Genomic DNA, 12,487 nt, shown 5'->3' with positions numbered 1-12,487 from the left:
GTGCCGACCGCTCCGTCCGCGCCGTCGGACTGCAGCGCCGCGAGCGCGGCTGCGGTCGTCGGCACCGCGACGTCGAGCGTCGCGCACCACCGCGCCAGGTCCGCCGCGCGCGCCGCGACCGTGTCGAGCTCGGCGCGCGCCGCGCGCAGGTCGTCGTCGGCCGCCCGCAGCACGTCACCGCCGGCCTGGCCGCGTTGCTGCTCCAGCGCCCGCACCTGGCGCTCCAGGTCCTCGTACTGCGCCACGGCCTCCTCGTGCAGCGCCCGCTGCCGGACGCGCTCGGCCCGCTCGTCGTCCGCCCGCGCCGCGAGCAGGTCCTTGTGCAGCGCCAGCACGTGCGCGTCGAGCGGGGTCGTGCCGTCGCCGCCCGTCACGAGGGCCCGCAGCTCACGCGTCGACTCGTCCGCCGCGCGGTAGTCGTCCCACAGCCGCGGCAGGTCGCCCAGCACCGCGATCTGGTCGCGGGCGCGCGTCATCTCCTCGTAGCCGTTGCGCAGGCTGAGGAACTGCTCGACCGCCGCGTCGCGTCGCTGCGCGACCCTCGAGTCGTCGAGGACGAAGCGCTTGAACGTCTCGTCGATGTTGTGCACGCCCTTGCTGGACTGCGCCTTGTGCAGCAGCCGGATGGCCTTCGCGCTGTCGCCGTCCTGGCCGCGGATCCCGACGAGCGCCGACAGGCGCGCCACGTACCGCCCGTACTCGTTGCCGAACGGCGTCACCCCCGGCAGGGAGCGGCGCACCGCGTCCGACCGGAACCGCTGGTCCGCGAGCGGCGCGAGGTCACGCACGTCGAGGTCCTGCTCCGCGAGCAGCAGCGCGTGCGTGATGTCGCCGTCACCGGCGGCCGCGCGCGTCAGGTGCATCGCCCGGCACGCCGTGACCGTCCGCGACGCGCGGTTGCGCCACGTCAGCGCGACCGCGCTCCACGTCGCGCCCTCGCGCAGGTAGATCGCCCGGCTGCCGCGCGACTCGTCGCGCCGCGACCCCGACTTGCCGCGCGCGTAGGAGTAGAACGTGCGCTCGCGGCTGCCGACGGCGTCGTCGTGCGCGGCCGCGTTGAACGTCACCGAGCGGTCCATGAGGACGCAGATCATCGCGTCGAGCAGCGTCGACTTGCCCGCTCCCGACGGGCCCGTGACGAGCGTGCCGTCGCGGTGCACGTCGATGACGTGGTACCCGTGGAACGGCCCCCAGTTGACGAGCTGGATGCGCTCCAGGCGGAACTGGGCGAGGTCGGGGTCGAAGCCCTCCATCACGTCGGTCACCGGTCGTCCCCGTCCTCGACGACGTCGTCGACGATGTCCTCGGTGCCGTCCTCGACGTCGGCGTCCGCCTCCGTGTCGGGCGTGGCGGTGGCACCGCCACCGGACGCCATCTCCTCGAACGCCGCCGTCATCGCGTCGACCTTCTCCGCCGTGAGCAGCGCGTGGATGACCCCCGAGATGCGGTACCGGCCGTCGCTCACGGGCGCGAGGATGCCCTTCTCGCGGACGGTCGCGATGGCGTGCTCGCAGCGCTTGCGGAACGACGCCGGGTTCTGGTCGTCGACGTCCTTCCACACCTCGAGGTGGTCGAGCAGCTCCCCGTGCTCGACGACGACGTCGCGTCCCTCGACGGCGCCGCGGTCGTACTCCTGGCGCAGGTGCAGCAGCAGGACCGCGGCCGCGAGCGTGAGCGGCTTCTCCTTGCGCAGCAGGACCGGCACGTCGTCGTCGAGCTCGAGCTGCTGCGTGAACGCGACCTGACGGCGGCGGTCGACCACGAGGTCGAGGTAGATGTCGTGCAGACGCGAGCGCAGGACGTGCTCGTGCCGCAGCACCCGGTTCCACAGGGTCGGGTTGCGGACGCCGTCGACGAACCGCGACGCCAGGACGCGCACGAGCGTGCCGCGGACCTCGGCGGGCAGGACGCCCTCGTCGCCGTCGAACAGGGCCTCGGGCCCGGGGGCGGCGTCGGCCGGGCGGGCGCCGTCCTGCGCGGCGCGGGCGGCGTGCTCGGTCGCGGTCGTGGCGGTCACGCGGCGTCCTCTCGGGCGGAGTCGGTGTCGGAGTCGGGGTCGCGAGGGGCGGGCGGGTCGTCCGGCGGCACGTCCGCGGCGGGGAGCACGCCCCACGGGACCGTGCACACCACGCGCGTGCCGTCCGTGCGGACCGCCTCGAGGCGGTCGTCCGTGCCGTCGAGGAACGTCGCCCCGCGTGTCACGGCGACGTGCAGCAGCCCGACGACGTTCTTCGGCCGGCGTTCCTCCGGCGCGAGCTCCGCCCACACGTCGCCCAGGCTCGGGCGTCCGACGTCGTGCCGGCGGACCGCGGCGTCGGCGGCGCGGTGCAGCGCGTCGAGGGCGGGCCCGCCGAGCTCGCGCATCTGCTCGGGCGTCAGCCCGGTCCCGGCGTCCCAGCCGACGTCGTCGACGTCCGCGGGCCGCTCGCGCAGCCGCGGGTCGGCGAGCTGGACCTGCGTGACGGACTGGATGTCGGGAAGCTGCGCACCGAGCTGCACGTCCACCGACGAGCGCCGCGCCCGGTGGCCGAACAGCGCGTGCGCGGCCGACTGGGCGCGTGACAGGCGCGAGCGCAGGTCCCGGTCGCCGTCGGACTGCTGCTGCACGAAGCGCTCGAGCGACTGGCTGAGCCGCCGGTACGTGTCCTGCACGTCCTCGGCGCTCTCGACGAGCAGCCGGGGGAGCGCCCGCAGCGCGCGCCGCTGCTCGGGCGAGAGGTCGGCGGCGAAGTCCTGCCGCAGCAGGTCGTCGATGTCGCGGCGCAGCGACGCCTGACGACGGTGGTCGCCCCACAGCCGCATGAGGCCCTGGAACGCGCGGCCCTCGTCGCTCGCCGCGAGCAGGTCGTGGTCGGCGAAGAACCCGCGCAGCGCCTCGCCGCGGCCCAGCGGCACGTCCTGCGCCTCGCCGACGAACCGGCGGTGCATCGCGTAGACGCTGTCGGCGACGCGCTTGAAGTCGGCCGGCAGATGCCGCGCGAGGTCCATGATGCCGCCGAGCTGCTCGTGCAGCCGGGCGTCGGGCGGCACCGGGACGCGGCCGTCGAGGATCGCGGCGCGCTGCGCCTCGAGCTCGGCGATGCGCTCGTCGATCCGGTCGACCCGTGCCTGCGGGTCGGGGTTCGACTCGTCGGCGAGCCGGGCGACCGCGTCGAGGATCTGCTGCAGCCGCGACTCCGACACGGTCGAGCGGCGGTCGACGAGCCGGTCGGAGAACGCGAGCACGTCGAGCGTCGCCGCGGTCAGCGAGTACTGCTCCACCTGGTCGACCAGCGCCCGGTTGACCCACTGCCGGGCGACCCAGTCGTTGCAGTAGTCACGCGCCGTGCGCGTCGTGTCGAGCGCGTCGTCGTCGAGGCCGCGCAGCGTCGCGAGCTCGACGTCGACGACCTCGTGGAACGCCGACACCTCGACGGGCCCGGCCACGAGGTGCTCGGCGAAGACCGCCATGACCCACTCGAAACCGCGGGCGCGCAGCAGCGTCATCTCGGGGCGCGACCGGGCCTGCTCGAACCGGGCCAGACGACCGACGGCGCGCGATGCGTGGGACGTCAACGCTGGGGTTCGCCTCTCTCGGGTCCGGCCGTGCCCGGCGACTGTACCCGCCCGGGCACGCGTCACCGGCCTCGCCGCGCACCCGCCCGGCCCCTGGCGACGTGCGGGACCGTCAGGCGGTCGTCACGTCCACGGCCCGCTGCACGAGCGCGTCGTCGTCCGCACCCTCGGCCCGCCACGCGAGCTGCTGCACCGCGCCGTTGCCGCGCCGCAGCACGTGACCGACCTGCCGCTCCACCCAGTCGAGGTCCCCGGCCTCCACGAGGGCGTCCCGGACGTGGTCGACGAGCTCGCCGACGACGTCCGCGGCGGGTCGGGGCGTGCCCGCCGACGGGCTCACGAGGTCGCCCGTGACACCGGAGCGCGCCGCGCGCCACGTCCACGCGCGCAGGACCTCCGCGCGCACGGGCTCCGCCGGCGGGTCGGTGCGCAGCGCCGTCTCCGCGAGCGCCCGCACGAGGGTCGCCTGCAGGACGGCGTCGGCGGCGTCGAGGCAGACGTCCGCGACACGCACCTCGACGGTCGGGTAGCGCGCGGAGAGGCGGGCGTCGAAGTAGACCATCCCGTCGTCCAGGACGGTCTCCGAGCGCAGCAGGTCGGCGATGACCCGGCGGTAGCCGGCGCCGTCGCCGAACGGTGCCGTCGGGCCGGCCGTCGGCCAGCGGCCCCACACCTGGGAGCGGTAGCTCGCGTACCCGGTGCTGGCACCGAGCCACGACGGGCTGTTCGCGCTGAGCGCCAGCAGGACCTGGTTCCACGGGCGCAGGTGGTCGAGGACCCGCGCGCCCTCGTCGTCGTCGGCGACCTCGACGTGCACGTGGCACCCGCAGGTCAGCTGCTCGCGGGCGGTCTGCCCGAACCGCGCGCGGATCTCGTTCGCACGCCGGTCGGGGATGACCGTCGACTCCACGACGTGCGGGGCGGTGCCGAGCGCCGCGACCCGGGCCCCGGCGCGCTGCGCCAGGGCGTCGGCGCGCCGGCGACCGTCGCGCACCTGCGCGAGCAGGTCGTCGCGGTCGGTGCAGGGGTGCGTGGAGGTCTCCACCTGCTCCTGCTTGAACTCCTTCTCGACGTCGCCGCCGGGCCGGGGGTCCGACGGCTCCGCCGCGGCGTGCCGCAGCACGGTCGGTGCGACCGCGTACGGCTCGCCCTGCGGCGTGACCAGCAGGAACTCTTCCTCGACACCCATCGTCCGCACCCGGACAGTGTGGGGGAGCACCTTGCGGCGCGCGCGGCGAGGCGGTGCACGCGCCCCGGGCGTGCACCGCCTCCGCGTGGCTCAGGCCAGCGCCTTCGCCTTCAGCCGCGCGTACTCGTCGGCGTCGATGACGCCCTGGTCGTGCAGCGCCTTCGCCTCGGCGATGTGGGTCGCCGGCGACGACCCGGCGGTCTGCCGGATGTACGCGTCGGTCGCCTCCTGCGAGCGGCGGACCTGCAGCGCCTCCCGCTCGGCCATGCCGTTCCCGCGGGCGATGACGTAGATCAGCGCGACGAGGAACGGCACCACGATGAGTCCGATGATCCAGAACGCCTTGGCCCAGCCGCCGAGCTCGCGGTCGCGGAACAGGTCGGCGCAGATGCGGAACAGCAGCATGAGGTAGGCGAAGAACACGAACCACCAGATCATGAGCCAGAACCAGTCCCAGAACGTGTCCACGGGATGCCTCCTCGGGTCGTGCGCGGCGGTCCCTGCCGCCGTCGCTCCCACGATGACGCCGCTGCCGTCCGGTCCTCCTCATCCGCCGCGGGTGATCGTGTGCAGGTGCCCAGGTCAGCCAGGCCGACGGCCGTCTCCGCGGTGGACGTGCCCCACCGTGCGGGCGGGCCCCCGCCGTGTGAGGCTGGCCGTGCTCGTCGGCTCCGGAGGTGGTGGCCGCGCCCCCTGTCCGGAGGATCCGATGAAGCTGCCCCTGCCCCGGGGACCGTTCGGCTCGGCGCTCGCCGACGTCCTGGCCACGACCGCGTCCGACGCCGACCCGGCCGAGCGGGCCGCGCTCGCCGCCGCCGCGTCGCGCGCCGTCGAGGCGAGCACCGACGTGCTGCACGACGAAGACCTCCAGCTCGCGCTGTTCGTGCTGTACGAGCTGCACTACCGGGGCGTCGAGGGCGTCGACGAGGACTGGGAGTGGGACCCCGACCTGCTGCGTGCCCGCGCCGTCGTGGAGGCCGCCCTGGAGGACGCGCTGCGCCGCCGGGTCGAGGTGCCGACGGACGTCGCCCCCGACCGGCGCAGCGTCGCGGACACCCTGTTCGCGATGACGGCGCCGTCCCCGGGCCCGAGCCTGTCCCGCTTCGTCGCGCGGCGCGCGGACCGCGACCAGGTGCGCGAGCTGCTCGTGCACCGGTCCGTCTACCAGCTCAAGGAGGCGGACCCGCACACGTGGGCCCTGCCGCGGCTGGGCGGCGTCGCGAAGGCTGCGCTGGTCGAGATCCAGGCCGACGAGTACGGCGGGGGAGCACCCGACCGCATGCACAGCGTGCTGTTCGCCCGGACGATGACGGGTGCCGGTCTCGACAGCGACTTCGGGCGGTACGTCGAGGAGGTGCCCGCGGTGACGCTCGCACACGTCAACACGATGTCGCTGCTCGGGCTGCACCGGCGGCTGCGCGGCGCGACGGTCGGGCACCTGGCGGCGTTCGAGATGACGTCGTCGCTGCCGAACCGCTTCTACGGCGACGGGTTCCGGCGCCTCGGGTACGACGCCACGACGACCGAGTACTTCGACGAGCACGTCGAGGCCGACGCGGTGCACGAGCAGATCGCGGGCCGCGACCTCGCCGGCGGGCTCGCGGAGCAGGAGCCCGAGCTCGTGCCCGACATCCTGTTCGGGGCGGCCGCGTGCCTGCTGCTCGACGACCTCGTCGGACGGCACCTGCTCGACGCGTGGGAGCGCGGGGCGTCGTCGCTCCGGGTCGCGGCGTGAGCGCCGCGCCCGACGCACCCGATGGCGACGGTCGCGGGCGGCGGTTCGCCGGCGCGGTGCCGCCGTCGATCGTCGCGTGCCCCGACGGCCCGCTGCTGGTCCGCGGGGCCGTCCCGCTGGTCGACGACCAGGGAGCGCCGGTGGCGAGGCGGCGCGCGACCGTCGCGCTGTGCCGGTGCGGTGCGTCGACCATCAAGCCGTGGTGCGACGGCAGCCACAAGGCGATCGGCTTCGAGGCGCCCTGACCCGGGGGACGCGGGCGGGTGGCCGACCACCGGGTCAGCGCACCGGCACGTCAGTCGCGCGGCACCTGCAGGACCCGCGCGAACCCCGGCGAGTCCGGGTCGTCCACGATGGGCTCGTCGTCGAGCCACGAGCCGATGACGTGCGCGAGCTCGCCCGGGTGGCTGAAGTTCATCGCGTGCGCCGCGCCGTGGATGACGGCGAGCGTCACGTGCGGCGGCGCGAGCCGCGCGACCTCGAGCACGCGGTGCGGCGGCGGCATCATCGGGTCGCGGCTGCCGATCACGGCCAGGGCGGGCACGGTCATCCGCATGATCCGCTCCTGCGACGGGAACCGGGTGAGCTCGTCGAACAGCCGCAGGGCGTTGACGGGCCCGAAGCGCAGGTAGTCGGGGACCGCGGTCCTGGCCATCGCCCGCTGCTCGCGCCCGACGTCCTTCGTCAGCTGCCACAGGCCGCGCACGAACGGCTGGTTGTACATGCCGCCCGCGGGTGACGCCAGGACCGCGGCACGCACCCGCTCGGGGGCGACGTGCGCGGCCTCCAGCACCACGGGGCACCCCATCGAGTTGCCGACGAGGACCGCGTCGTCGATCCCGAGCGCGTCCAGGACCGACAGCAGCGCGTCCGCGAGCGCGGGGATGCCGAGCGTCGAGGGTGGGCTCGCGCTGCGCCCGTAGCCCGGCAGGTCGGGGACGACGTTCGTCGCGCGGGACGCGAGCCGCTCCGCGGTGGGCAGCAGGGAGGACCCGGAGATCGCGAAGCCGTGCACGTGCACGATCGGCGTCGTGGCGTCGACCGTCGGCCCGCAGCGCACGAAGACGTCGCGCCCGTCGACCCGGACGGTGCGCTCCGACCACCCCGGGGCCAGCTCGACCACGTCGCGATCCTCGCAGCCGGCCCGGCGCGAGAGGACCACCCGTCACGGGTGACGTGCGCCGATGGCGCGCGCACGACGATCGGCCGCAAGCGGACGCCGACGCACGGGGCAGGACGACGATGAGCGCACCAGCCGGGCCTGCCGGCACGACCCTGGACCGGCGCCTCGCGCTGCTGCTCGCGATGGCGATGTTCGTGCTGGTCGTCGACACGTCCCTCATGAACGTGTCGATCTCCGCGGTCGTGCGGGACCTCGGCACGACCGTGAGCGGCGTCCAGTCGGCCATCGCGCTCGAGGCGCTCGTGTCGGCCGCGTTCATCCTCATCGGCAGCAAGGTCGGCGACCTGCTCGGCCGCAAGCGCGCCTACGTGCTGGGCCTGCTCGGCTACGCGACGGGCGCGATCGCGATGACCCTCGCGCAAGGGCTGACGGCGATCATCGTGTTCTGGGCGGTCATCGGCGGGCTCGGTGCGTCGCTGCTGCTGCCCGCGATGCAGTCCCTCATCCACGGCAACTTCAGCGGCGCCGCGCAGAAGAAGGTCTACGCGCTCGTCGGGGCGTCCGCGTCGATCGCAGCGGCCGTCGGGCCGCTCCTGGGCGGCTTCATCACGACGTACCTGTCGTGGCGCGTCGCGTTCGCGCTCGAGGCCGTCGTCATCGCGGTCGTCCTGTCCGGCATCGGGCTCGTCAAGGACGTCCCGTACACGGGGGCGCGCGACGTCGACGGCGTCGGCGCCGTCCTGTCCGCGCTCGCGATGGGCGGCATCGTCCTGGGGGTGCTCGTCTGGCAGGAGGGCGGGGAGGCCGTCGGTGCGCTGCTCGTCATCGGCGCGGTCGCGCTCGTCGTCCTCGTGCGGTGGCTCGTGCGGCGCAAGCGCGAGGGGCGCCCGGTGCTGCTCGACCCCGACCTGTTCCGCTCGCCGATGTTCCGCGTCGGCGTCTCGCAGCAGATGCTCCAGCAGATCGCGCTCGGCGGCGCCATGATCGCGCTGCCGATCTTCCTGCAGATGGTCCTCGAGTACGACGCCATGGCCGCGGGCCTCTCGCTCGCGCCGCTGTCGCTCAGCATGTTCGCGGTCGCGCTGCTCGCGGGCCGGCGGGCCGGGGCGCGGCGTCCCGCCGACCTGGTGCTCGCCGGGTTCGCGCTCGTCGCCGTCGGGTTCGCCGCGCTGCTGCCCGTCGTGCCGCGCGCGACGTCGGGCTGGGCGCTCGCGCTGCCGCTCGTCGTCGCCGGGTCCGGGCTCGGCCTGCTGGTGTCGCAGCTCAACAACTACACGCTGTCGCCCATCTCCGAGGAACGGGTCAGCGAGGCCGCGGGCGTGAACTCCGCCGCGGGGTCGTTCGGGCTGTCCTTCGGCCTGGCGTTCTCCGGCGCGCTCATGCTCGGGGCGCTCGCCGTGGGCTTCACGAGCCAGGCGGAGGCGAGCACCGTGCTCGACCCCGCCGAGCAGCAGCAGGTCGCGCGAGCCCTCGACGACGACGCCCAGCTCATGAGCAACACCCAGCTCGCCGAGGTGCTCGTCGGCCAGCCCGCCGACGTGCAGGAGGAGATCCTGCGCATCAACTCCGACGTCCGGCCCCGCGCCCTCCAGGTCGCCCTGCTGGTGCCGCTCGCGGTCGCGCTGCTCGGGTGCGTCAACGGGCTGCGGATGCGGCGCCTGCCCGACCCGTCGCCGCAGAGCGACGCGGGGAGCGCCGCGTTCGGCTGACCGGGTCCGGTCCGGGGGAGCACGGTCGCGCGGCGCACCAGGGAGCCCCGCGTGCGCCAGGACGCGCGCGGACTGCGCCGTCGTCCCGCGCCAGACGCGACGGAGCCCCCGGCACCGCTGCCGGGGGCTCCGTCCTGGAGGTGTCGCGAGAGGCGGGTCCCACCGCGCCCCGGACCGGCCCCTCGCCCGGTCGGGTCGCGCGGCGTCGCGCCGTCGTGGCACCCGTGCTCGTGCGCCGTTCAGGCGCCGAGGATCCGCGCCTTCTGCACCTCGAACTCGGCCGGCGTCAGGACGCCGGTGTCGCGCAGCTCGGCGAGCTGCTTGAGCTGCGAGATCTTCTCGTCCATGTCGGGCGCCGGGGCCGCCGGTGCCGGCGCGGGCGTCGCGACGTACACGGGCGCGGGCGCGTACTGCTGCGGCGGCGGTGCCCCGTACCCGCCCTGCGGCGGCGCCTCCTGGGCCGCCCACCGCTCCTGCTGGCGGTGGTGCACGCGTCCGGAGACGGCGCTCGCGGTCCCCGCCACGACGGCGGTGCGGGCCACCCCGCGGATCAGTCCTGGCATCGTGTCCTCCTGCGTCTCGTCCTGGGTCTCGTCGTCGGACCGCCGACGGGCACGTGCGCCGCCGGTGCCCGGTCGTCAGGCGGCGTCGAGCGCGTCGAGCGCGGCGAGCACGGCCTGCACCGGGATCCGGCCGCTCGCGACGAGCTGCCCGCCGCCGCGCCGCAGCGCCGACGCGAACGGTGCCGCCCACCGGTTCTCGAACACGAGGATGCCCGCGGCCGACCCGTTCGTCAGGGCCGCGGCGGCCTCGGCCACGTCGTCGTCGCCGAGCAGCCCGGACGACGCGCCCTCGAAGTACGACAGGTCGGCACCGCCCTGCTCGGCCTCGTGGAGCTCGAGCGCCCGGACCTCGCCCTGCTCGTCCTTCTCGACGAACACGAGGTCGAGCACGCGGATGATCCCCTTCTCCACCAGGTCGACGAGCAGCGGGAACGCCGTCCCGTCGAGCTTGTTCTGGGGGAACTCGACCACGATGTAGTCGATCGGGCCGAGCTCCTCGGTCGTGTCCTCCACGTCACCCTCCTCGCGTCGGCTGCGCACGTGCGCCCGTGCCCCGTGGCCCCTGGACGGGTCCACCGGTTCGTCACTCTCGTCGTGGGCCCGGTCGGGAGCATCACCCGCGACGGGTGGTCGTGGTGCGGCCGTCGCGAGGACCGGGAAGCCGCGCCCCGGCAGCCAGCGGGCCAGGTCCGCGGCGTCCTCCTGGCGGACCTCCAGCGCCGTGCACGGAGTGCGTCGGGTGCCGTGCAGCTGGTCGAGCATCGACAGCGCCACGTCGCCGACCCCACCGGCGACGACGAGGGTCACGGCGAGCGCGCCGCGCTGCCGGGGTGCCGCCGGGGCCCGTCGCAGCGCGACCAGCTCGAGGCCGAGCGCGAACGTCTGCTCCAGCAGGCCCAGCAGCGCCGCCTCGTCGTCCACGGAGCCGTCCATGACGGTCAGCCGGCGGGCGCCGCGCACACCGCGGGCCCGCGCCCCCAGCAGCAGCGTCGGCGGCAGCGTGCCGACGACGGTGATCTCGACGACCCCACCGGCCATGCGACCCTCCTCGGGACCGAGCCCGGACCGTGCCGCCAGCCTGGACACCCCGGGCGCTAGCGCCCTCACCCCCGGCGGGTAGTCGTGGCTACAGTGCCCCCATGGCCACCGTCGGCCCGGCTCACCACCGGACGCCGGACGCCGCACCGGACACGGGTCGAGGACCGGCCCACGGGGGACCGGGCGGCGTCGTCCCGGACCGTGCGCACGCCCCGTCCCCGCTGCCCCGGGGGCTGCGCCGGCCCCGCGTGGAGCAACGGCTCGACGCCGCGACGACGCGCCGCCTCACCGTGGTCGTCGCGGGCGCCGGGTGGGGCAAGTCGACGGCCGTCGCGGCCTGGTGCGCGACACGTCACGTGCGTGCCGCCTGGCTCACGCTCGAGCCGCGCGACGACTCGGTCCCGGTGTTCTGGCACCGCGTCGTCGAGGCCCTGCGCGCGAGCGGTGCCGTGCCGCGCACCCACGACCTGGCTCGCCTGCAGGTGCCGCCCACCGCGACCGCCGCGTTCGCGACCCGTGTCCTGCGCGGGCTGGAGTCCCTGCCGGCACCCGCGCTGCTCGTCCTCGACGACTTCCAGCACCTGCGCTCGGCCGACGTCCTCGCCGCCGTCGGGGACCTCGTCCGCTACGCCCGGCCCCTGCACCTCGTCGTCGTCGGCCGCGCCGACCCGCCCCTGTCGCTGCGCCGCATGTCGCTCGACGGGCAGGTCGACCACCTGCGCGCCGAGCACCTGGCGTTCGACGCCGCCGACGTCCGGGCGCTCGCGGTCGCGGAGGGCGTGCCGGTGACGGCGCGCGGGGTCCGGCACCTGCTGGACCGGACCGAGGGGTGGCCGGTCGGGGTGCGGCTGGGGCTCATGCACGGTGCCGAGCCGGGGCGGGAGGTGCTCGCGGGGTTCGGGGACGGCGACCGGGCCGTCGCCGAGTACCTGCTCGAGGAGGTGCTCGCGCGGCAGGCGCCGGACGTGCGGCACTTCCTGCTGCGCACGAGCGTCGCGTCGACGCTCACCGCCGACCTCGCCGAGGCGATCGTGCCCGGTTCTCCCGCGGACCGGTACCTCGAGGACCGGGTGACGGCGCACGACTTCGTGACCGCGGTGGGTGCGGCGCCTGCGATGTACCGGTTCCACCCGCTGCTGCGCGACATGCTGCGCGGCCGTCTGCGGTTCGAGGACCCCGACGGCTTCCGCGACGCGCACGCGCGGGCGGCCCGGTGGCTCATGGGCCACGACGAGCCGCTGCGCGCGCTGGAGCACGCGGCCGAGGCCGGGTCGTGGGACCTGTTCGGTGAGGTCTTCGTCGAGTCCGCGGCCGCGCTGCTGCCGGGTCCTCAGCGGGCGGCGGTCCTCGCCGCCGCGCACCGCATGCCCCTCGACCCCGAGCCGGGGTCGGCGTGGTGCGAGCTGTGCGCCGGGGCCGTCGCGGGGATCGAGGGCCGCATCCCCGCGTGCCGCCAGCACGTGGTCCGGGCGCGGCGCCTGCTGCCCGCGCTCGACGACGCGCACCGGCCCGCCGCCGAGGTCCTCGCGGAGATCCTCGACGCCCACGCCGCGCGGGGGCGCGGCGACGTCGCCG

The 12,487-nt window shown here is 75.4% G+C and carries 12 protein-coding genes; 4 read left to right on the top strand and 8 right to left on the bottom strand.

The features are described 5' to 3' along the window. The 5 genes from CBZ_RS09365 to CBZ_RS09345 all read right to left on the bottom strand — a co-directional run. Positions 1 to 1,265, bottom strand: a 1,265-nt coding sequence (locus CBZ_RS09365; RefSeq protein WP_165446716.1) for an ATP-binding protein, incomplete at its 3' end; no start/stop codon positions are given. Then, complete coding sequence (locus CBZ_RS09360; RefSeq protein ID WP_165446715.1) at positions 1,262 to 2,017, bottom strand: DUF4194 domain-containing protein; 756 nt, start codon at positions 2,015 to 2,017, stop codon at positions 1,262 to 1,264. The genes CBZ_RS09365 and CBZ_RS09360, both read right to left, overlap by 4 nt. Then, complete coding sequence (locus CBZ_RS09355) at positions 2,014 to 3,555, bottom strand: DUF3375 domain-containing protein (protein ID WP_130781295.1); 1,542 nt, start codon at positions 3,553 to 3,555, stop codon at positions 2,014 to 2,016. Before CBZ_RS09355 ends, CBZ_RS09360 begins: the two co-directional genes overlap by 4 nt. A gap of 112 nt (positions 3,556 to 3,667) precedes the next feature. Continuing rightward, entirely contained in the window at positions 3,668 to 4,753 is a 1,086-nt protein-coding gene (locus CBZ_RS09350) for a carboxylate-amine ligase (RefSeq protein WP_281274868.1), read from the bottom strand. A gap of 81 nt (positions 4,754 to 4,834) precedes the next feature. Continuing rightward, on the bottom strand, positions 4,835 to 5,212 hold the full coding sequence (locus CBZ_RS09345; RefSeq protein ID WP_130781293.1) for an SHOCT domain-containing protein: 378 nt from the start codon (positions 5,210 to 5,212) through the stop codon (positions 4,835 to 4,837). A gap of 241 nt (positions 5,213 to 5,453) precedes the next feature. Here CBZ_RS09345 and CBZ_RS09340 point away from each other — a divergent pair, with 241 nt between their 5' ends. Both CBZ_RS09340 and CBZ_RS09335 read left to right on the top strand, forming a co-directional pair. Further along, positions 5,454 to 6,479, top strand: a complete 1,026-nt coding sequence (locus CBZ_RS09340) for an iron-containing redox enzyme family protein (RefSeq protein WP_130781292.1) — start codon at positions 5,454 to 5,456, stop codon at positions 6,477 to 6,479. Further along, positions 6,476 to 6,724 (top strand): CDGSH iron-sulfur domain-containing protein, encoded by a 249-nt coding sequence (locus CBZ_RS09335; protein WP_174768653.1) that lies wholly within the window; start codon positions 6,476 to 6,478, stop codon positions 6,722 to 6,724. The genes CBZ_RS09340 and CBZ_RS09335 overlap by 4 nt, the downstream gene beginning before the upstream one ends. A gap of 50 nt (positions 6,725 to 6,774) precedes the next feature. On the opposite strand, the gene CBZ_RS09330 is transcribed toward CBZ_RS09335, so the two are convergent. Continuing rightward, positions 6,775 to 7,602 (bottom strand): alpha/beta fold hydrolase, encoded by an 828-nt coding sequence (locus tag CBZ_RS09330; RefSeq protein WP_130781291.1) that lies wholly within the window; start codon positions 7,600 to 7,602, stop codon positions 6,775 to 6,777. 119 nt (positions 7,603 to 7,721) lie between these two features. Here CBZ_RS09330 and CBZ_RS09325 point away from each other — a divergent pair, with 119 nt between their 5' ends. Then, on the top strand, positions 7,722 to 9,311 hold the full coding sequence (locus CBZ_RS09325; protein ID WP_130781290.1) for an MFS transporter: 1,590 nt from the start codon (positions 7,722 to 7,724) through the stop codon (positions 9,309 to 9,311). A 239-nt stretch (positions 9,312 to 9,550) separates the two neighbouring features. On the opposite strand, the gene CBZ_RS09320 is transcribed toward CBZ_RS09325, so the two are convergent. Continuing rightward, positions 9,551 to 9,874 carry an SHOCT domain-containing protein gene (locus tag CBZ_RS09320; RefSeq protein ID WP_130781289.1) on the bottom strand — a complete coding sequence of 108 codons (324 nt, stop codon included), beginning with the start codon at positions 9,872 to 9,874 and terminating at the stop codon, positions 9,551 to 9,553. Positions 9,875 to 9,949: 75 nt separating this feature from the next. Then, the gene (locus CBZ_RS21750; RefSeq protein ID WP_246013208.1) at positions 9,950 to 10,912 is read right to left on the bottom strand and encodes a DUF6325 family protein; all 963 of its coding nucleotides are present in this window, start codon (positions 10,910 to 10,912) and stop codon (positions 9,950 to 9,952) included. Between the two features lie 101 nt (positions 10,913 to 11,013). Here CBZ_RS21750 and CBZ_RS09310 point away from each other — a divergent pair. Then, positions 11,014 to 12,487, top strand: a 1,474-nt coding sequence (locus CBZ_RS09310) for a winged helix-turn-helix domain-containing protein (RefSeq protein ID WP_373862161.1), incomplete at its 3' end; no start/stop codon positions are given.

Source organism: Cellulomonas biazotea, assembly GCF_004306155.1.
In the GTDB taxonomy this organism is placed as follows: Bacteria; Actinomycetota; Actinomycetes; order Actinomycetales; family Cellulomonadaceae; genus Cellulomonas; species Cellulomonas biazotea.
The sequence above is the reverse complement of the archived record's forward strand: the minus strand, read 5'-3'. Positions and strand labels throughout refer to the sequence as shown.